The following is a 19,035-nucleotide window of genomic DNA, read 5'->3' on the forward strand; positions in this document are numbered from 1 at the left end:
TTTCGAAAGCCATCTTACAAACAGAGGTTGGCTGCGCGGCGCGTCGACGCTACTCGGTCACGGCCGATCCGCTTTGCAGTTTGTCCACATCCAGATCGACATTGCGGCGAACTTCGCCGACCTCGCCGATCGCCGGAACGGCTTGGCCATCGACCAACAGCTCCAACGCACCCGCGTTGCCGGTCATCAATCGCAAGCCCGGACGGTTAGGCACTTGATATTCCTGACCTTCGCGCAACAGGCGTGTGAACAACAGGCGGTCTGCTATTTCGTCACGCACTTGAATCCAGCTGTTGGACTTGGCGCGCACCGTGATGCGGCTGGGGCCATCGTCGGGGCGTTGCGCCGCAACCGTCGGCGCGACGGCTGCAACGGCGGCGGCTTCCGTTTGCGGTTGGGCCTCAGCCTGGGCGGTGGGTTCGTCTTGTGTAGCCGCTTCTGCGACGGTCTCGGCATCGGGTTCACTGACCGGTTCGGCTGGCTGTTCGACCGTCGGTGCGACGCTCGGCTCATCAGGTTGTTCGGCGGCTTGCTCGACGACCTGCGCGGCACCCCGCTCTGGGGCGTCCTGTTGCGTAACTGGTTCTGTAACTGGTTCTGGAGCCTCTGTAACAGGCGCGGGCGTCTCGACGGCGCTCACAGCCGTTTCGTGCGCCGTATCGGCCGAAGATGTCGCGCCTCCCCCCTCTTCTTGGACCGGAGCCTCGACAGCAGGAGCATCCGCAAGCGGACCGGAGCTTGAAACCACCTCGTCCGCCGCCGTCACCGGCTCCGCGACCTGTTCCTCGGCTGTCGCCTGGACCTCGGTTTCGGGCATCGTCTCAGGTGTCGTCTCGGGTGCGGGCATTGCCTCGGCAGCAGGCTTTGAACCAGCTGCCTGTTCGCTCCCCGCCATGTATTCGGGCACCGCCTCGACGCGCGCGACTTCAACCTCGGCCTTGTTGGAATTCCAGTACCACACCCCGTAAGCAACGGCGGCAACCATGACGCCGAGGCCTAGAACCGCACCGCCAGGCACGCCGCCATCGACGATCGGCTTGGGGAACACCAAGTCGTTCTTGCCGCCGGCCCCGGCGGCCTCGTCTTTATAGCGCCGCACGATTTCATTGCTATCTAAGTGCAGGTGTTCGGCGTAGCTGCGCACGAAGCCGATGGCGTAAGGCGTGCCCGGCAGATCGGCATGTCGGCCGTCTTCCAAGGCTTCAAGATATTTTTGACTGATGCGCAAAGCCCGCGCCGCATCGGCGATGTTGAGGCCCGCGTTTTCACGGCTTTGGCGCAACAAACCACCAACGGCGGCTGGCGCGGCGCTGTCTGCGGCGGCGTTTGACGAAGTCGATTGGCTGTCAGTCACGAAATAAAAACCCCTATGTGGGGCCATTGTTGAATATCCGCCCCACAGCTTGGGGGGTATTTTGCCCGAAGCGCAAGAAATTGCAAGGACTTGACCGAAATCTTAGCGCAAACACTGGTTCAAATCTTGATGCCGTGGTCCTTGGCGAAGGCTTTGAGACGCTGGCGGACGCTGGCGCGCGGCATTTCGAGCACCGAATGAAGGAACTGCGCCACTTGGCGTTCCGACATGGTGCGGATCATTTCCTTCACCGGCCCCAATGCAGGCGGCGGCATGGACAGACGGCGAAAGCCGATTCCCACCAATGCCATGGCCTCCAAGGCATGTCCTGCGGCTTCACCGCAAACGCTGACCGGCACGCCCGCCTGATCGCAGCGATCACGCACCGATTTCAAGAACCCCAAGGCGAACGGCGACAGAATGTCGTAGCGGTCGGAAACATGCGGGTTGCCGCGATCGGTGGCGTACAGAAACTGCATCAAATCGTTGGAACCGATGGAAATGAAATCCACCCGCTGCACCAGCTTATCCAATTGCAGCGCCAACGCCGGAACTTCCAGCATCACCCCGGCATAAACGTGTTCGGGCAAAATGCCGCCGCGATTCTTTTCGCGTTGCAACTCACGTTCCAGCAACCCCTTGGCGGCATCGAATTCCTCGACCTCGGCGATCATCGGAAACATGACGTGAATGTCGCGCCCGCGAGAGGCGCGTATCAAGGCGCGCAATTGCTGGCGCAAAATCGCCGGACGGTCCAAACAGATACGGATGGCGCGCCACCCCATGGCCGGATTTTCCTCGTCGAATTCGTCCCAGTAGGGCAACACCTTGTCGCCGCCCGCGTCGATGGTGCGAAACACCACCGGCTTGCCTGCGGCCCGATCGAGGACTTTTTCATACAGCGTTCGTTGCGCCTCGACATCGGGGAACTGGGTGCGCACCATGAACGGCACTTCGGTGCGGTACAACCCCACGCCATCGGCCCCGGTGGCTTCGATCTGGTCGAAGTCGAACAGCAGACCTGCGTTGATGTTGAGGCTGACCTCGACGCCATCCAGCGTGCGCGCCGGCAGGTCCTTGAGCTGCGCGTACTGGGCCTTGATCTGTTCGAGATGCTTACGCGTCTCATGAAACGCCTGCTGCACGTCTTCGCCGGGGCGGATCAGAACTTGCGCGTTTTGGCCGTCGACGACGATGCTTTCGCCGGTGTCGATCTTCGACAGCACGTCGCGCACCTGGCCCATGACGGGAATGTCCAGGGCGCGCGCGACGATCGCCACGTGCGAGGTGGCGGATCCTTCTTCGAGCACCAGACCGCGCAGCCGGGTGTGGTCGTAATCCAGCAGTTCCGCCGGCCCCATGTTGCGGGCCACCAAAATCATGTGCTCGGGCTGATAGAGCTTGTCTTGCGCCCCGGTGCCCAACAAATGCTTGAGCACCCGGTTGGCCAGATCTTCCAGATCATGCACACGTTCGCGCAAATAGGGATCGGATGCCTGACCGAGGCGCGCGCGCATTTCGTTTTTGACCTTCAGCACGGCGGCTTCCGCCGTCAGGCCGGAGGTCACGGCCTCTTCGGTGCGGCGCAGCCACCCGGCATCTTCGGCCACCATACGAAAGGCTTCCAGCACGTCTTCGTGCTCGCCGCCTTCGGCAGACGACAGCGGGCTTTGGCTCAAAATGGTGTCGAGCTGACCCAGCATCGCGCTGAACGCTTCGTGCAGGCGCGCCATTTCGTGTTCTGGATCATCGGCAACCAGATTGCCGATATCGAAATTCGGTTCGTGCAGCACCGCTTGTCCGATCCCCAGGCCGCGGCTGAAGCACGTACCTTCCAGGCGCAACGGCTTGAGCGCGATGCCGTCCGTGGGCATCAGTTCCTGACGGCTGATCAGTTCGCCGCCCGCAACCATTTCCGCCAACACCATGGCGACGGTTTGCAGGGTTTCGGTTTCTTCTTCGGTGTATTGGCGCTCGGTCTTATTTTGCACCGCGACGACGCCGACGACGCGCCCGGAGCGCAACACCGGCACACCAAGCATGGAGCGGAACTCGTCTTCACCCGTTTCCGGACGGAATGCGAAATTGGGATGCGCGGGGGCGTCGGACAATGCCAGTGGACCGCCGCGCGCCGCGATTTCACCGATCAAGCCTTCGCCGAACCGCAACCGCGTGACGTGCACGGCACTTGGGCTCAACCCGCGGGTGGAGAACAACTCCAACACATCGCCGGGGCGACGGACGTAGATGGAGCAGACTTCCGTGACCAAGTCAGCCGCAATGATCGAGGTAATTTTATCCAGCCGCGACTGCGCGGAGCCTTCGCCCGCCATAACGTCGCGTACCCGAGCGAGCAATCGCCGGGGAGCCGTTGATAAACTGGCCGGATTCATGGCCAAACCCCGTTTTACATGTTGCGTGACTTAAGTGGTGTTAGCGCTCCCGCACATCGAGAGAAGCGTAGGCTTGTTCCATCAGTTCGGCGAAAATTTCCGCCATCGGCTGTTCGCGTTTTACCATACCGACGATTTGCCCCGCCATCAACGAGCCGCCCTCGACATCGCCGTCGATCACCGCGCGTTTCAAAGCGCCGGCCCAGTAATGTTCAATCTCCAACTGGGCGGCATTCTGGTCCAATTCGCCCGCATTGAACTTTTCAATCACCTTGCGCTGCGTTTCCATGAACTCTTGCGTGCCCTTGTTGGTGATGGCGCGCACCGGAATCACCGGAAAGCGTGGATCGATTTGCACGGTCGGCATCGCATCGCGGGCCGAAGCACGGATAAAGGCCTGCTTGAAGTTCTCGTGCGCGATGGATTCCGTCGCGCACACCAACCGCGTGCCCAGCTGCACGCCGGCGGCGCCCAGCTCGAGATAATTCACGATCGTTTCACCGCGACCGATCCCACCGGCGACGAACACCGGAATCTCGGTGATGTGCGGCAAAATTTCCTGCGCCAACACCGATGTCGAAACCGGACCAATATGGCCGCCGGCTTCAGAGCCCTCGATCACCAACGCATCCGCGCCGCTACGCACCAGACGTTTGGCGAGCACCAACGCCGGCGCGAAGCAAATCACCTTAGCACCGCCATCTTTCACTTTTTTGATGGCCGCGCCGGACGGCAAGCCGCCGGCCAAAACCACGTGAGTGACGTTCAGCTCGAGACACACGTCGATCAGTCGGTCGAGGTCCGGGTGCATGGTGATCAGATTGACGCCGAACGGCTTGTCGGTCAGCACCTTGGTGGCGACGATTTCCGCGTGCAGCAAATCCGGTGACATGGACCCACAAGCGATAACACCAAAGCCACCGGCGTTGGAAATGGCCGACACCAGATTGCGCTCAGATACCCAAGACATCGCCCCGCCCAAAATGGCGTAACGAGTGCCGAGAAATTCGCGGCCACGCGCCCACAGTTGATCAAGGCGTTGTTCGGGTGAGACGCTCATATCAAATTCCGTTCAATCCGGCTGGATGACAACGTGTCAGTCTTCAGCGTCCAGGCCATAGGCCGTGTGCAAGGCGCGCAGCGCCAATTCGGTATATTCCTCGGCCACCAACACGCTGACTTTGATTTCGGAGGTCGAAATCACCTGAATGTTGATGCCCTTGTCGGCCAGCGCCTGGAACATCCGCTGGGCGATGCCCGCGTGCGACCGCATGCCGACGCCGATGACGGAAATCTTCACCACGTTCGGGTCCGACAACAGGTCTTTGTAGGCGACTTCCTCGGTGTGCTTGCGCACGGTTTCGACGGCGCGGTTCATGTCCGCCTTGGTGACCGTAAAAGTCATGTCGGTGGATTTGCCGTCCTCGGACACGTTTTGCACGATCATATCGACGTTGATGTTGGCATCCGCCAACGGGCCGAACAGTTTGGCCGCGATGCCCGGATGATCGGCCACGCCGATCAGGGTGATTTTTGCTTCGTCGCGGCTATAGGCGATGCCGCTGATGAGTTCTTGTTCCACGATCTCGTCCTCGTCCACAACCATGGTGCCCGGTTCGTCCGAAAAACTCGAACGCACTTGCAGGCGCACCCCATGTTTCATTGCCACTTCAACGGAGCGGGTCTGCAAGACCTTCGCCCCCAATGAAGCCATTTCAAGCATTTCCTCGAAGGTGATTTTTTCGAGCTTCCGGGCCTTTTTCACGATCCTGGGATCGGTGGTGTAAACCCCGTCCACATCGGTATAGATATCGCAACGATCCGCGTTCAACGCAGCGGCCAGCGCCACCGCCGAGGTATCGGACCCGCCGCGCCCCAAAGTGGTGATGCGATTGTCGCTGCCCACACCTTGGAAACCCGGCACCACGGCCACTTCGCCCTTGGCGAGGCGCTTCAGCACCTCTTCGCTGTCAATGCCCACAATGCGCGCCTTGCCGTGCGCGCTGTCGGTGCGTACCGGCAACTGCCAGCCCATCCACGAGCGCGCGGTGACGCCCAAATCTTGCAGCGCCAGCGCCAACAGTCCCGACGTGACCTGTTCGCCACTGGACACCACCGCGTCATATTCGCGGGTGTCGTAGAGCGGCGAAATCGATGTCACGTAATCGACCAGCTGGTTAGTCACGCCCGACATGGCTGAAACCACCACGGCGACCTGATTGCCGGCGTCGACCTCGCGCTTCACGCGCTTGGCGACATTCTGAATGCGTTCGATGTCGCCCACCGAAGTGCCGCCGAATTTTTGTACGATGAGAGCCATATGCGTCTAAGCCTGTACGTCATCCATTCCTTAGGTTCCGACTGTCCACACCAACTTCAAGGGCTTTCAAAAGCTGGAAAATTACTGGAAAAGGCACCAGATTCAGCTTATGACAACCGCGTGCTGGGGGGGACAGGCGCGTATACATACTCGGAATGCCCCCGCCTCGCAAGTATGCCCACGCGCACGGGGCTTGAAAAAACGCGATTTGAAAAGGCTTGCTGTCATGTCAGACCTCTCTGCGGAACGAAACGACGCTGGCGCGCCCACCAACGGCACCGCCAACCCCGACGAAATCGCCCGTTTCACCGCCATGGCGGACGCATGGTGGGATCCCACCGGCAAGTTCCGCCCGCTGCACCAGCTCAACCCGGCCCGCATTCAATTCATCAAAGACAACGTCTGCCGCCATTTCGGTTTGGACGCCAATGCCGCCCAACCGTTCTCGGGCCTGGACGTCCTCGACGTCGGCTGCGGCGGGGGGTTGCTTTCGGAACCGATGGCGCGCTTGGGCGCGAACATGACCAGTATCGACGCGGGTGAAAAGAACGTCGAAATCGCCAAGATCCACGCCCAGCAAAGCGGCCTCGCCATCGATTACCGCAACGCCCTGCCCGAAGATCTGGCCGCCGAAGGCAAACGCTTTGACGTGGTGCTGAACATGGAAGTGATTGAGCACGTGGCCGATCCCGAACTGTTCATGGCCGCGTCCAGCGCGCTGCTCAAAGACGACGGCGTCATGGTGCTGTCGACCATGAACCGCAACATCAAGTCGCTGCTGCTGGGCAAGGTCGCGGCGGAATACCTGCTGCGCTGGCTGCCGGTCGGCACGCACGATTGGAAAAAATTCATGAAACCCAGCGAACTGGCGCGCTTGGTGCGCCCGCATGGGCTGGAGTTCACCGACCTGCAAGGCATGGTCTATAACCCGTTCAAGGACATTTGGTCCTTGTCGAAAACGGATTTGGATGTGAATTACTTGGCGTTTGCCGAGAAAAAGTAAGGCTTAGCCGCTGCGCGCTTAGCTGTTGCGCCGGGGAGCCCCGGGAAGACGCACGAAATCGATGCCTTCTTCTTCCAGTTCGGCGACGTCTTGTTCCGTCGCCTTGCCGTAGATGCCCCGTTCGGGCTCGTCGCCGTAGTGGATTTTGCGCGCTTCGTCGGCAAAGTCATCGCCGACATTTTCGAAGTTCTGCTCAGCGTATTCACGAATGCGGCCCACGGCGTCGAGAATCTGCTGGGCGACTTCGCTGGCGCGGCGCTCATCGACCTCTTGAGGGGCGTCGGCGCTGACTTCACGGGATTTGGAAGAGCCGATATGCGGTGCCATCGGCGCTTTTGAGACGTTTGTGGAACCGCAATACGGACACTCCACATCCCCGGAACGGGCTTGCAGATCGTAAGACGCGCTGTCGCGAAACCAAGCCTCGAAGCTGTGTTCGTCGGCGCAACGGAGTTGGTACAGGATCATCCAAGCAAACCTGTTATCAATTCAAAGTACAGACCATTATAGTATGATCGCCACGAAACCAAAGTTTCATCTCGACCGCATGTGGCTGAGAGTACGCTCCAAGGGTTAACAAATGTCCAACACCGACACGCCTTTACCGCAATCCGACAAGTCCGTTCGGCACCTGAGAATCACTCAGCCCTCGCCGTGGGTTAGCCGTTGGGCACATCTGATCGAGACCAGCGGAACGGTCTTGGATCTCGCCGCGGGCGGCGGGCGTCATGGGCGATTGTTTTTGGACCGCGGTCACACCGTCACGTTCGTCGACCGCACCGCCGAGCCCTTGGCGGATTTGCGCGGCCATGAACGGGCGGAAGTGATCGAGGCCGACTTGGAAGACGGCTCACCCTGGCCGTTGGCAGAGCGGCGCTTCGACGCCGTGGTGGTGGTGAATTACCTGCACCGCGAGCTGTTCGAGCGCATCATTGCCAGCCTGAAACCCGGTGGGGTGCTGATCTACGAGACGTTCGCGCGCGGCAACGAAGACTTCACCCGCCCGCGCAATCCCGACCATCTGTTGAAATCCGGCGAGCTTTTGCAGATCGTGCACGGACAATTGCAGGTGGTCGCCTACGAGCACGGCCTGGTCCAGGGTGCGGACATCACCGGCGTCAAGCAACGGCTGTGCGCGATCAACGACTTGTCGGCATCAATCCGCGAAGACGGCGAACCGCCCGCTCACGAAATATCGCGGGTGTGAGTTAACGACGGCACCATGGCGCGGGCTTGCAGCACGCGGGCCGGGTCGATATCGGCGATGATGATGCCGGGGGCCTCGCCGGCGTCTTCCAACACCTCGCCCCACGGATCGATGATCAGGGAATGACCGTAGGTTTGCCGCCCGCCGGCATGGGTGCCGGTTTGTCCGGGGGCGAACACGTAGCAACCGTTTTCGATGGCGCGCGCACGCAACAAAACGTGCCAGTGCGCCTGGCCGGTCGGCACCGTGAACGCCGCCGGAACCGCCAGCATCGTTGCGCCGCGGTTGGCCAAGGCGCGATAGAGATACGGAAAGCGCACGTCGTAACACGTGCTCAACCCCAGACCGCCCCACGGCAATTGTGCCATCACCGTCTCGGAACCGGGACTGAAGGTCGCCGATTCGCGATAGCTTTCCCCACCTTCCAAATCGACGTCGAACATGTGGATCTTGTCGTAGGTCGCAGCAATTTCCCCGTCGGGGGAAAAGACGAAGGCGCGGTTGGCGATTTTGTCGCCGACCTTGATCGCCAACGTGCCGCCGTGCAGCCAGATGTCGAGTTCCCGGGCCAAGGCGCTGAACGCGGGAATGGCCGGGTGCTCGCCCTGCACCCGCGCATTGGCACGGATCGCCTCGGCGCCGAACGTCATCATCGCGACGTTTTCGGGAAACAGAACCAATTCCGCGCCCAGCATCGCCGCCATGCGCGCTTGCTGACAGGCCTCTTCGATGTTTTCGGCCATGTCGTCGCTGGTGTTGACCTGAACGCAGGCGGCTTTAAAGGGCGGGTAAAATTCGCTCACGCGTTTATCCTCGAAACGGGATTACTCCACGCCGATCATGGTGTCCAATTCGCCGTCGAAGTCGAGTTCGAACATGTCGTCGCAGCCGCCGATCGGCTTGCCGTCGATGATGATCTGCGGCACCGTGTGCCCACCGGTGCGCTGTTCCATTTCCTTGCGCAAGTTGCGATCCATCATCACGTTGAATTCTTCGTACTTAACGCCCTTCTTATTCAACAGCGCCTTGGCGCGGATGCAATAGGGACAAACGGGGGTGGTGTAGATTTCGATTTTAGCCATGAATGCCGTCCAACTGGTCGGGTCAACGGGTTGTGTGTGCGCCCGACGTACATAAAAGGTTTCTTATATATAGCCTTTCATGGTCTTCAAACAAAGCCCCGAACCACGCGCGCCAGGACCAGCACGTCGACTCCCGCGCAGCCCGCGCGTTTCAAGACCTTGGCCGCCGCGCGCAAGGTCGCCCCGGTGGTGTAGACGTCATCGATCAGCAGGGCCCGTTTGCCTTTCAGTTTGTCGCGATGGCGTGGATTCACGCCGAACGCACCTTGCACGTTGCGCGCCCGGGCGATACGTCCGAGCCGCCCCTGACTGGGAGTTTGGCGTTTGCGCACCATGGCGTCGGCGAGCACCGCCTTCCCCCCCAACTTGCCGAGCCCATGGGCGAGCAAGGCGGATTGGTTGTATCGCCGCGCAAACAGCCGCGTCCAATGCAACGGCACCGGCACGATCACGTCGGCATCCGCCACCAGGTCGCGACCGGCCGCGAACATCCATTTGGCGTACAGCTGCGCCGCTTCGGTACGGTCGGCGTGTTTGAAACCCAACACCAGATCGCGGGAACGATCGTCGTAGAGCACCGCTGCGCGGGCGCGGTCGAACGGCGGCGCATTTTGCACGCACGCCCCGCACAGCGTCTGCGCCGGAACCTCATAATCAAACGGATGCGCGCAGGCGTCGCAGCATGCCGCGCCCAAGAACGTCAGTTGCGCCCAGCACGTTGCGCACAGGGTTTGCGCCTCCGCCACCTGCGCGCCGCAGCCCTGACACGTCGGCGGCAGCACCAGATCTATGATGCGTCGGAACGGTGAAAACACGCCTTGATGCAAGATAACCCCAAAATCTCAACCTATGAGCTAACACTTTAACAGCCATCCGCGCTGTGTCATATAGGGGCCTTAAGCAAATAGGATGGATCGTCATGGCCACACCGCCACATATGTCATTGTTCGAACGCAGCGCCGTGCGCCTGCATCGCGAACGTGCGGCCGCCATGTTGGACGATCACGATTTCCTGTTCAACGAGGTCGCCGACCGCCTGACCGACCGCCTGGACGACGTCAAACGCAGCTTTCCGCTGGCATTGGACATCGGCTGTCACGGCGGCGAAGTGGCGAAGAACTTAGGCTCGCGCGGCGGCATCGAAACCTTGATCCAGTGCGATCCGTCCCCCGCCATGACGGTCAAAGCGGATCGGGAAACCCGCGGCGTCAGCTTCGCGGCGGACGAAGAATTCCTGCCCGTCAAACCCGGCAGCTTCGATCTGGTGATGTCCAACCTGTCGCTGCACTGGGCCAACGACCTGCCCGGCGCGTTGGTGCAGATCCGCCAGGCGCTCAAGCCCGACGGATTGTTTCTCGCCGCGATGCTCGGCGAAGGCACCTTGCAAGAACTGCGCGCGGCGCTGATGGCCGCTGAAATCGAAATCGAAATGGGCATGAGCCCGCGCGTATCGCCTTACGCCACGGTGCAGGATCTGGGCGCGCTGTTGCAACGCGCCGGCTTTGCGATGCCGGTGGTCGACACCGAAACCATCACCGTTTCGTATCCCGATATGTTCAAGCTGATGCGCGACCTGCGCGGCATGGGCGAAGCGGGCGCGGTCAGCGGGCGGCGCAAGACCTTCACCCGCCGCGACACATTGATGCGCGCCGCCGAAATCTATTTCGAAAAATTCGCCGGACAGGACGACTGCGGTGAAGGCCGCATCCCGGCGACTTTCGACATCATCTATCTGACCGCCTGGAGCCCGCACCCCGACCAGCAAAAACCGCTGACACCCGGCAGCGCGCAGACGTCGTTGAAAGACGCGCTCGAAAGTTAATGCGCCTTCATCCCGGTTTGCAACGGACGGCGCGGCCCATCCATGGGCCAGCCTTGCGCCTTGGCCAAGGTGCGCAGCGCCATCAGCCGGTTGGGCGTCAACGGATGGCTGGTGAACAGTTCGGTATTGCGCACGGTTCCGGTTTCGCGTTCCACGGCCTTGAAGACCTCGAACAAGTCCACCGCCCCGCCGCAGTGACCGAAGACCTTCACCACGGCACTCATGGCGTCCAAATCGGCGCGGCGTTCCTTGGCGCGGGAAAAATGCAGCATCGCGAACAGCATTTCGTGGCCCAGCAGATCGCTCACCCCGCCGCCGTCGCCGAGCACGAAGGTGCTGGCGATGGACACCAAAACCCCGCTGCCCAACGCCGCCAAAACGTCGCGGTGTTTGACATGTGCGATTTCATGGGCCAGGACCATGGCCAAGGCATCTTGGGTTTGCAGGCGTTCCAGCAAGCCCCGATAGACGAAGATATTGCCACCGACGGTCGCCAACGCGTTGACCATGTCGTCATCGACGAACCGCACGGTCAGCACCACGTCGTCGGCCAAATCCATTTCCGCGCCAAGGTTGTCGACCAGCGCTTGCAGTCGAGCCTGAATGCCCGGACTGACCGGCTTGTCGTTTTGAAATTTTTCGACGAACGGACCTTCCAGGCGCTTTTCCCACGCAAACGGAACGTGCGGCGCAACCCATTCGCCGAACCGAAACACCATCGCCAGGACCACCCCGACGATCACCGCCAGCGTCGCCCCCAACACGAAAAACTCGCGCCCCGGGCGGTAGCCGCCTGAATTGATGCCTTCCGGCGGCTTTGGATTGGCGTACTTGATCACTCAGGTCACCCGCGAAACACCGGGGCTTTGAGCGCCGTGCCATACGCCATCACCTCGATCGAGCGGGTGGTGTTCTGGCCGCCCGAGGCGAACACCGGGCAGGTTTCCAAACGCACGTTGAAGATTACGTCTGCGCCCAGATCGCGCGCGCTCTGCTTCATGCGCAAGATTGCTTCGCGGCGCGATCGTTCCAGCAGGGTTTCGTAGCTGGACATGGTGCCGCCGAAGATGCCACGCAGCGATGCCAGAAAGGTCTTGAAGTAATCGACCGAAATCACCGCCGAACCGATCACAAGGTGCGGATCGCCGACCTCGATGCCCTGCGGGATGTGACGCGAGGAAAACGCCATCAAGGGGCGCAGTTCGGCTTCGCGCCGCACGATCGATTTATAGTGGCGCTTTTCATTCCATTGGCCGAACACGAAGCCCAACAACAGCGGCACCACGACCAGTCCGATATTGAACAGAAACTCGTTATCCACGGGCGCTGTCCTCCAACACCACGGCGGAACCGTAGACGAGAATTTCCGCGGCGCCCGCGGCGATGGACGAGGTCGAAAAGCGCACGTTGACCACCGCGTTCGCGCCCAGCGCCTTGGCTTCCTTGAGCATGCGGTCCATCGCTTCGGCGCGCGACGTTTCCAAAAGCTCGGTATAGCCCTTGAGCTCGCCGCCGAAGATGTTCTTGATGCCGGCCATGAAATCGGAACCGATGTGCTTGGCCTGCACGGTGCTGCCGTGAACCAGGCCGAGGTGTTCGGCAATCTGCTTGCCGGGAATGATTTCGACGTTGGAAACGAGCATTGTACCCCCTGACTGAAATGCGTTAAGAGCGCAATCGCAAACCGTGTTTATGGCTGCGCGCCGTCCACCGAAGGTTAGCACGCCCCCTTTCCCAGCGACAATCGACATCCGCAAAAACGAGAAACGGTCTTGAACCATTCCAATTCGATGCTTAGGTTGCGCCTATGAAATTTGAAACACCCCTGATTCCCGGCAAGCTGATCAAGCGCTACAAGCGCTTTCTCACCGACGTCGAACTGGCGGACGGCACCGTGGTGGTCGCGCATTGCGCCAATTCCGGTTCCATGCTGTCGGTCAACGATGCCGGCGCGGACGTGTGGCTGAGCCCGGCGAACGATCCCAAACGCAAACTCAAATACACCTGGGAGCTGATTAAAATCGGCGATGCCCCCAATTCAGCCATGGTCGGCATCAACACCCAGCACCCCAACCGCATCGTTTACGAAGCCATCGAAGCGGGCAAGATCGCGGAACTGAGCGGTTATGAAAGCCAGCGCCGAGAAGTCAAATACGGCAAGAACTCGCGCATCGACGTGCTGCTGGAAAGTGTCGATAAGCCGATGTGCTACGTCGAGGTCAAGAACACCACCATGCGCCGCGACTTAAGCCCCGGCGCGCCCGCCGAATTCCCCGATGCCGTCACCGCGCGCGGCGCGAAGCATTTGGAAGAACTGGGCGACATGGTCGAACAAGGCCACCGCGCGGTGATGTTCTATCTGGTTCAGCGCGACGACGCCGATACGTTCACCGTCGCCGCCGACATCGACCCGACCTACGCCCAGGGTTTGCAAGCCGCCATCAAGCGCGGCGTCGAGGTGGTCGCCTATGGCTGCCGCGTCACGCCCGAAGAAATCGAAATCGACCGCCCCGTGACCATTCAATTGGCTTGAGGGCTATGATTTTTTCATCCACATGCCATAATCGCCTCACACAAAAGCAGATCAGCAGCCCATGAGTCAGTCAAAAAGCATCAAGATCCACGGCCCCGAAGATTTCGAAGGCATGCGCAAGGCCGGTCGCCTCGCCGCCCAGACCATCGACATCGTCACCCCGCACGTCAAGCCGGGCGTGACAACCGACGAGCTGAACCAGATCTGCCACGATTTCATCGTCGCCCACGGCGCGCAGCCCGCACCGCTGAACTATCGCGGCTTTCCCAAATCCATCTGCGCGTCGGTCAATCACGTGGTGTGCCATGGCATCCCCGGCGACAAGAAGCTGCACGAAGGCGACATCATCAACCTCGACATCACCACCATCTTGGACGGCTGGTACGGCGACACGTCGCGCATGTTCACGGTCGGCGAGGTCTCGCTCAAAGCCAAGCGCCTGATCGACATCACCTTCGAAGCCATGTGGGAAGGCATCCGCGTGGTCAAACCGGGCGCCACCACCGGCGACATCGGCCACGCCATCCAGACGTTCGCGGAAAAGCAGCGCTGCTCGGTGGTGCGCGATTTCTGCGGCCACGGCCTCGGCCGGGTATTCCACGACGCGCCCAACATCATGCACTTCGGCGAACCCAGCACCGGCTACAGGCTGGAAGAAGGCATGTTCTTCACCATCGAACCGATGATCAACCTGGGCAAATACGACGTCAAAATCCTTGGCGACGGCTGGACCGCCGTGACCAAGGACCGCTCGTTGTCGGCGCAGTTCGAGCATTCCATCGGCGTCACCGCCGACGGCTATGAGGTGTTCACCCTGTCGCCGGAAGGCCTGGACAAACCGCCCTATGCTTGAGACACTTGAGCCGTTTTCAGGCTTAAGTGGTTTTTCAAGATGCACGACCCCCAAAAAATTACGATCCACGCGCGCGCCGACTATGAAGCGATGCACAAGGCCGGGCGTCTGGCGGCACAAACCTTGGATATGATTGCGGCCCATGTCGCGCCAGGCGTCACCACCGATGCGTTGGACGCGTTGTGCCACGATTTCATCGTCGACCATGGGGCCGTGCCCGCGCCGTTGAATTATCACGGCTTTCCCAAGTCCGTGTGCACCTCGGTCAATCATGTGGTTTGCCACGGCATTCCCGGCGACAAAGTTTTACGCGATGGCGATATTCTCAACATCGACGTCACCACCATTGTCGATGGTTGGTTTGGCGACACGTCGCGCATGTTCACGGTCGGCGAGGTGTCGGTCAAAGCCAAGCGCCTGATCGATATCACCTTCGAGACCATGTGGGCGGGCATCCGCACCGTCAAGCCGGGCGCCACCGTGGGCGATATCGGCCACGCCATGCAGACCTATGCGGAACGCCACCGCTGTTCCGTGGTCGAAGAATTCTGCGGCCATGGGATCGGCCAGATGTTTCAAACCGTGCCCAGCATCATGAACTTCGGCATCCCCGGCACCGGCGCCGTGTTGCAAGAAGGCATGTTTTTCACGGTCGAGCCGATGGTCAACCTCGGCAAGGCGGGCGTGAAAATCCTCGGCGACGGCTGGACCGCCGTGACCAAGGACCGTTCGCTTTCGGCGCAGTTCGAACATTCCATCGGCGTCACCGCCGATGGCTTTGAGGTGTTCACCCTGTCGCCGCAAGGCCTGGACAAGCCCCCCTATACTTAGGCCCTGTTTTAAGGCAGTCTACGGGCAACCCTTGGATGTGTGGCGATGGATCGCCCGCGTTTTGAGTGAGCCCGCATGCCCGACAGCCCAATCAAATCAGACCCCCACCACGCCGGACACCGCCAGCGCCTGCGCGCGCGGTTCCTGAAATCCAAGGGCGACGCCCTGGCCGATTACGAATTGATCGAACTGCTGTTGTTCGCCGCCATGCCACGGCGCGACGTCAAACCCATCGCCAAGGCATTGCTCAAACGTTTCGGCAGTTTCGCGGGCGTGCTCAACGCCGATCCGAACGAGCTGCAAAAAACCGACGGCATCGGCGAGGTCGCGGCGGTGAGCCTGCTGGCGGTGCGCCAGGCCGCGGTGCGCTTGCTGCAAGACAACGTGATGAACCAGCCGGTGCTCGGCAACTGGCAAAGCCTGATGGATTATTGCCGGGTGTCCATGGGCCACAACAAGACCGAACAGTTCCGGGTGCTGTTCCTCAACCGCAAAAACGTCCTGATCGCCGACGAACTGCAACAAGAAGGCACCATCGACCACACCCCGGTGTATCCCCGCGAAGTCATCAAGCGCGCCCTCGACCTCGGCGCCAGCGCCTTGATCTTGGTCCACAACCACCCCTCGGGCGACCCCACCCCCAGCCAGGCCGACATCGACATGACCCGCGAACTGCAAGGCGCCGGCGTCAAGCTCGGCATCCAACTGCATGACCACGTGGTGGTGAGCAGGAGTGGGAATACGTCGTTTAAGACGTTGGGGTTGTTGTGAGGGCTTTTTACGCATACGCCCTTGGCGTATAGTCTTGTTTCTGTCTGTTTGACCTCAGAGTGCACAGAGGACACAGCGTTATAGGATAATGTCTTGCCCGGACTTGATCCGGGCATCCACGTCTTTCGAAAGGGAGGACCAAACCATGACCACCGCGCTCAACAAAATCATGGCCGGTCTCGAAGACGCACTGGCCCATGCCAAGGGCAACGACGCCACCGCCACCCCGAAGGCCCCGCCATCGCCCTGCTGCACATCATCGACAAAGAACCGCAAACGGCGGTGCGGGCGTTGCATGGGTGAGGGTTAAGAATTCCACGAGCACCTTAATCAATTCATTGAGGATTGAAGTAAACTGTCACCGCAATTCTCATTTGGCACCTGAAATGGGAAATTAGCCTTCCTAAAGAATGTTAGAACTCATCCAGCTCATCGAGAAATCAAGCAAAACGGTTCATTCTGACTTTCGTCGTTGGTTTGCAAGCGTACCTGCGGCGGTTGCCTGGAATATCATCTCAGACTATAGCGTAGGCGACAAAAACAAGCAGAATGATGCTTTCTCGTTTGTCGTCCTGCTGAACCACGACAGGTTCGAAAACATTGCATCTTATGTCTCAATGGCCGCGCCCAAGGATATCAAGGCTTCACGAAACCCATCCAATGGGCTTCTGGACTATCTCAGCTGCCCTGTTTCCTTTAGCCTTAATTTTGTGGTGGAGCGCAAAAGTAGCTATCTGAGAAACGCCATTGGTGTGGAAGAGATGAAAGGCCTGACAGGCGCTTTGCAAAACGTTGTTACGGAATGGGCTACGGTAGAACCGCCGAACGTGGCCTACTATGACACCCTAAATCAACGATTGAGCCGTCTTGCCAACGAACTTGCGGGCAAGAATCCATCACTCAAGCTATTACGCCAAATTTTCCTTGTTGCGTCCTTCGCTGCAGTCGTTCTGGGCATGGTCAATGACGCGAAATCCCCGCTAGCCATCCGATGGATTAGTGACAGGGATGCGATGTTTGACCGACACGGTGGTATCGCATTCGATCTTGCTTGGATCTTTTTTCAGATGATGCGGCGAAGCAAGGGCGGCGTGATTGACCTTCGTCGACCGCAGCTCACCTGTGCGACCCCAGGCATGGACGGGGTGACAGAATATGCGGAGTTCGTACGATTGCCAGACTACTTGGCAGGAACGCTGGCAGACATGAAGCTGCCTCAGATGATGTTTACCCACCCAAAATTTCCACCTGTGTTCAATCGTCTTTTTGTCGATACGCTGAACAACGCGGTAATTGAGATTGTTACGGCACCTGACCGTGTGACATCGCGGCGTATCTGCTTCGGGGAGCCGCCCGTTGGCGCGTCTAGTCTGCGCTGAAGCAGAGAGTATAGCTCGTCAGAGTTTTGAGATTTACAGATTACGGTAACAGTTTATTTTACCTCCCACTTCTCACCCTCACGGGCACGAAAGATAAATACAGCTCTGTGTCCTCTATGGTTGGATCACGGATAGAGGCGGGACAACCTCCCCCTTGACCTCCCCCACCTCCATCCCCCACAACTAAGCCTATGAAAACGACCTCCCCCTCTGCGTCCGCGATGACGACGGCTGTTGCCCTGCGTGTGTTCCTGCCGTTCGCGTTGGGCTATTTTTTGTCGTACCTCTACCGCGTGGTGAACGCGGTGATCGCGCCGGATCTGGTGGCGGATTTGGGCTTGGATGCGTCGACGTTGGGGTTGTTGACGGCGGTGTTTTTTCTCACCTTTGCCGCGTTTCAGTTGCCGCTGGGCATTTTGTTGGATCATTACGGACCGCGCCGGGTCGAGGCTGCATTGCTGCTGTTCGCCGCCATCGGCGCGGTGCTGTTCGCGATTGCGCCCAACACGCCGGTTTTGATCGTCGCGCGCGGCTTGATCGGCTTTGGCGTTTCGGCGTGCTTGATGGCGGCGTTCAAGGCCTATGTGATGTGGTTCCCGCGCGAGCGCCTGGCGCTGATCAACGGCTTTCAGATGATGTCCGGCGGACTGGGCGCGTTGGCCGCGACCCAGCCGGTCGAGCTTGCGCTGGGCTTCACCGATTGGCGCGGGGTGTTTTTGATCTTGGCGGGCTTGACGGTGGTTTCCGCCGTGATGGTCTACGCCGTGGTGCCGGAACACGGCGGTGGGCGCCACCCCGAAGCGAAAATCAGCGATACCTTTGCCGGGGTCAAAGAGATCTTCGTCAGCGCCCAGTTTTGGCGCGTCGCCCCGCACTGCGTGATGTCGCAAGCGGTGTTCACGTCGGTGGTGTCGCTGTGGTCGGGACCGTGGTTGCGCGACGTCGCGGGGTTGCAGCGCGATGTCGTCGCCCATCATCTGTTTTGGATCGCGGCGGCGATGATCGCGGGCTTTTTATCGTGGGGTTTGTTGGCGGAACGTCTGCAACGCCTGTTCGGCGTACGGCCGATGACCGTCGCCGCCGTCGGCATGAGCGGTTTTATGGTCGTTCAAGCCACGGTCGCCTTTGAGCTGCCGGTCGCGCACCCATCGCTGACGTTGATGGTGTGGATGGCGTTTGGATTTTTCGGCACCGCGGGCATCGTGCCGTTTGCCGCACTTTCCCAAGCGTTTCCGGCGCACTTGGCCGGGCGGGTCAATACGGCATTGAATCTGTTGATCTTCGTGATGGCCTTCGCCGCGCAATGGGCGGTCGGCCTGGTGATCGATTTGTGGCCGCAAACCGCCAGCGGCGGCTATGCGCCCCAAGGTTATCAAGTCGCCTTTGCGGTGATGCTGGCGCTGCAAGTCTTGGCGTTGGCGTGGTTCGTGGCGCGGCGCGCAGTGCGCATTTAACGCGCCCCTTTTCTTTCGGTCACTTTTGGCTAT

General features: G+C 60.2%; 21 protein-coding genes. 10 read left to right on the top strand and 11 right to left on the bottom strand.

The features are described 5' to 3' along the window. Positions 1-49: 49 nt before the first annotated feature. The 4 genes from VIN96_RS01925 to VIN96_RS01940 form a co-directional block, all read right to left on the bottom strand. Positions 50-1,354 carry a helix-turn-helix domain-containing protein gene (locus VIN96_RS01925; protein ID WP_331893738.1) on the bottom strand — a complete coding sequence of 435 codons (1,305 nt, stop codon included), beginning with the start codon at positions 1,352-1,354 and terminating at the stop codon, positions 50-52. Positions 1,355-1,473: 119 nt separating this feature from the next. Continuing rightward, positions 1,474-3,747 carry a phosphoenolpyruvate--protein phosphotransferase gene (gene ptsP, locus VIN96_RS01930; RefSeq protein ID WP_331893739.1) on the bottom strand — a complete coding sequence of 758 codons (2,274 nt, stop codon included), beginning with the start codon at positions 3,745-3,747 and terminating at the stop codon, positions 1,474-1,476. A gap of 40 nt (positions 3,748-3,787) precedes the next feature. Continuing rightward, entirely contained in the window at positions 3,788-4,807 is a 1,020-nt protein-coding gene (locus tag VIN96_RS01935; RefSeq protein ID WP_331893740.1) for an NAD(P)H-dependent flavin oxidoreductase, read from the bottom strand. A 36-nt stretch (positions 4,808-4,843) separates the two neighbouring features. Further along, positions 4,844-6,067, bottom strand: a complete 1,224-nt coding sequence (locus tag VIN96_RS01940; protein WP_331893741.1) for an aspartate kinase — start codon at positions 6,065-6,067, stop codon at positions 4,844-4,846. A 226-nt stretch (positions 6,068-6,293) separates the two neighbouring features. On the opposite strand from VIN96_RS01940, the gene ubiG reads away from it, so the two are divergent. Further along, positions 6,294-7,070 carry a bifunctional 2-polyprenyl-6-hydroxyphenol methylase/3-demethylubiquinol 3-O-methyltransferase UbiG gene (gene ubiG / locus VIN96_RS01945; RefSeq protein ID WP_331893742.1) on the top strand — a complete coding sequence of 259 codons (777 nt, stop codon included), beginning with the start codon at positions 6,294-6,296 and terminating at the stop codon, positions 7,068-7,070. 18 nt (positions 7,071-7,088) lie between these two features. On the opposite strand, the gene VIN96_RS01950 is transcribed toward ubiG, so the two are convergent. Next, complete coding sequence (locus VIN96_RS01950) at positions 7,089-7,538, bottom strand: DUF1178 family protein (protein ID WP_331893743.1); 450 nt, start codon at positions 7,536-7,538, stop codon at positions 7,089-7,091. 112 nt (positions 7,539-7,650) lie between these two features. On the opposite strand from VIN96_RS01950, the gene VIN96_RS01955 reads away from it, so the two are divergent. Further along, on the top strand, positions 7,651-8,277 hold the full coding sequence (locus VIN96_RS01955) for a class I SAM-dependent methyltransferase (RefSeq protein WP_331893744.1): 627 nt from the start codon (positions 7,651-7,653) through the stop codon (positions 8,275-8,277). On the opposite strand, the gene VIN96_RS01960 is transcribed toward VIN96_RS01955, so the two are convergent. From VIN96_RS01960 to VIN96_RS01970, 3 genes are all read right to left on the bottom strand, one after another. Further along, positions 8,256-9,080: a carbon-nitrogen hydrolase family protein gene (locus VIN96_RS01960; RefSeq protein ID WP_331893745.1), complete on the bottom strand. Its 825-nt coding sequence runs from the start codon at positions 9,078-9,080 to the stop codon at positions 8,256-8,258. The two genes, VIN96_RS01955 and VIN96_RS01960, sit on opposite strands and share 22 nt — an antisense overlap. A gap of 21 nt (positions 9,081-9,101) precedes the next feature. Beyond that, positions 9,102-9,359 (bottom strand): glutaredoxin 3, encoded by a 258-nt coding sequence (gene grxC / locus VIN96_RS01965; RefSeq protein WP_331893746.1) that lies wholly within the window; start codon positions 9,357-9,359, stop codon positions 9,102-9,104. Between the two features lie 86 nt (positions 9,360-9,445). Next, positions 9,446-10,174: a ComF family protein gene (locus tag VIN96_RS01970; RefSeq protein ID WP_331893747.1), complete on the bottom strand. Its 729-nt coding sequence runs from the start codon at positions 10,172-10,174 to the stop codon at positions 9,446-9,448. 104 nt (positions 10,175-10,278) lie between these two features. On the opposite strand from VIN96_RS01970, the gene VIN96_RS01975 reads away from it, so the two are divergent. Then, positions 10,279-11,181: a methyltransferase domain-containing protein gene (locus VIN96_RS01975; protein WP_331893748.1), complete on the top strand. Its 903-nt coding sequence runs from the start codon at positions 10,279-10,281 to the stop codon at positions 11,179-11,181. Here the strand turns inward: VIN96_RS01975 and VIN96_RS01980 are convergent. Genes VIN96_RS01980 through VIN96_RS01990 form a run of 3 tightly spaced genes read right to left on the bottom strand, consistent with a single transcriptional unit; the run spans position 11,178 to position 12,824 of the window. Further along, entirely contained in the window at positions 11,178-12,020 is an 843-nt protein-coding gene (locus VIN96_RS01980) for a M48 family metallopeptidase (protein WP_331893749.1), read from the bottom strand. The two genes, VIN96_RS01975 and VIN96_RS01980, sit on opposite strands and share 4 nt — an antisense overlap. Before the next feature lie 5 nt (positions 12,021-12,025). Further along, entirely contained in the window at positions 12,026-12,502 is a 477-nt protein-coding gene (locus tag VIN96_RS01985) for a YbjQ family protein (protein WP_331893750.1), read from the bottom strand. Then, a complete protein-coding gene (locus tag VIN96_RS01990; RefSeq protein WP_331893751.1) occupies positions 12,495-12,824 on the bottom strand; it encodes a YbjQ family protein in 330 nt (109 codons plus the stop codon). The genes VIN96_RS01985 and VIN96_RS01990 overlap by 8 nt, the downstream gene beginning before the upstream one ends. A gap of 164 nt (positions 12,825-12,988) precedes the next feature. On the opposite strand from VIN96_RS01990, the gene sfsA reads away from it, so the two are divergent. The 7 genes from sfsA (at position 12,989) to VIN96_RS02025 (ending at position 19,002) form a co-directional block, all read left to right on the top strand. Further along, positions 12,989-13,714 (top strand): DNA/RNA nuclease SfsA, encoded by a 726-nt coding sequence (sfsA, locus tag VIN96_RS01995; RefSeq protein ID WP_331893752.1) that lies wholly within the window; start codon positions 12,989-12,991, stop codon positions 13,712-13,714. 61 nt (positions 13,715-13,775) lie between these two features. Beyond that, entirely contained in the window at positions 13,776-14,567 is a 792-nt protein-coding gene (gene map, locus VIN96_RS02000) for a type I methionyl aminopeptidase (RefSeq protein ID WP_331893753.1), read from the top strand. A 39-nt stretch (positions 14,568-14,606) separates the two neighbouring features. After that, positions 14,607-15,398 carry a type I methionyl aminopeptidase gene (gene map, locus VIN96_RS02005; protein ID WP_331893754.1) on the top strand — a complete coding sequence of 264 codons (792 nt, stop codon included), beginning with the start codon at positions 14,607-14,609 and terminating at the stop codon, positions 15,396-15,398. Positions 15,399-15,473: 75 nt separating this feature from the next. Further along, positions 15,474-16,169, top strand: coding sequence for a RadC family protein (radC, locus tag VIN96_RS02010; protein ID WP_331893755.1), 696 nt, complete (start codon positions 15,474-15,476; stop codon positions 16,167-16,169). 145 nt (positions 16,170-16,314) lie between these two features. After that, positions 16,315-16,479, top strand: a complete 165-nt coding sequence (locus VIN96_RS02015; RefSeq protein WP_331893756.1) for a hypothetical protein — start codon at positions 16,315-16,317, stop codon at positions 16,477-16,479. Between the two features lie 100 nt (positions 16,480-16,579). Then, complete coding sequence (locus tag VIN96_RS02020) at positions 16,580-17,548, top strand: hypothetical protein (RefSeq protein ID WP_331893757.1); 969 nt, start codon at positions 16,580-16,582, stop codon at positions 17,546-17,548. Positions 17,549-17,769: 221 nt separating this feature from the next. After that, positions 17,770-19,002, top strand: a complete 1,233-nt coding sequence (locus VIN96_RS02025; RefSeq protein ID WP_331893758.1) for an MFS transporter — start codon at positions 17,770-17,772, stop codon at positions 19,000-19,002. The last annotated feature ends 33 nt before the right edge of the window (positions 19,003-19,035 follow it).

The sequence above is a fragment of the Magnetovibrio sp. genome (assembly GCF_036568125.1).
Lineage (GTDB): Bacteria > Pseudomonadota > Alphaproteobacteria > Rhodospirillales > Magnetovibrionaceae > Magnetovibrio.

Coding starts and splice junctions, on each gene's coding strand:
- VIN96_RS01990 (WP_331893751.1), bottom strand. CDS start 12,824: ATGCTCGTTTCCAACGTCGAAATCATTCCCGGCAAGCAGATTGCCGAA.
- grxC (WP_331893746.1), bottom strand. CDS start 9,359: ATGGCTAAAATCGAAATCTACACCACCCCCGTTTGTCCCTATTGCATC.
- VIN96_RS01940 (WP_331893741.1), bottom strand. CDS start 6,067: ATGGCTCTCATCGTACAAAAATTCGGCGGCACTTCGGTGGGCGACATC.
- VIN96_RS01975 (WP_331893748.1), top strand. CDS start 10,279: ATGGCCACACCGCCACATATGTCATTGTTCGAACGCAGCGCCGTGCGC.
- radC (WP_331893755.1), top strand. CDS start 15,474: ATGCCCGACAGCCCAATCAAATCAGACCCCCACCACGCCGGACACCGC.
- ubiG (WP_331893742.1), top strand. CDS start 6,294: ATGTCAGACCTCTCTGCGGAACGAAACGACGCTGGCGCGCCCACCAAC.
- VIN96_RS01935 (WP_331893740.1), bottom strand. CDS start 4,807: ATGAGCGTCTCACCCGAACAACGCCTTGATCAACTGTGGGCGCGTGGC.
- ptsP (WP_331893739.1), bottom strand. CDS start 3,747: ATGAATCCGGCCAGTTTATCAACGGCTCCCCGGCGATTGCTCGCTCGG.
- VIN96_RS02025 (WP_331893758.1), top strand. CDS start 17,770: ATGACGACGGCTGTTGCCCTGCGTGTGTTCCTGCCGTTCGCGTTGGGC.
- VIN96_RS02015 (WP_331893756.1), top strand. CDS start 16,315: ATGACCACCGCGCTCAACAAAATCATGGCCGGTCTCGAAGACGCACTG.
- map (WP_331893753.1), top strand. CDS start 13,776: ATGAGTCAGTCAAAAAGCATCAAGATCCACGGCCCCGAAGATTTCGAA.
- VIN96_RS02020 (WP_331893757.1), top strand. CDS start 16,580: ATGTTAGAACTCATCCAGCTCATCGAGAAATCAAGCAAAACGGTTCAT.
- VIN96_RS01950 (WP_331893743.1), bottom strand. CDS start 7,538: ATGATCCTGTACCAACTCCGTTGCGCCGACGAACACAGCTTCGAGGCT.
- sfsA (WP_331893752.1), top strand. CDS start 12,989: ATGAAATTTGAAACACCCCTGATTCCCGGCAAGCTGATCAAGCGCTAC.
- map (WP_331893754.1), top strand. CDS start 14,607: ATGCACGACCCCCAAAAAATTACGATCCACGCGCGCGCCGACTATGAA.
- VIN96_RS01955 (WP_331893744.1), top strand. CDS start 7,651: ATGTCCAACACCGACACGCCTTTACCGCAATCCGACAAGTCCGTTCGG.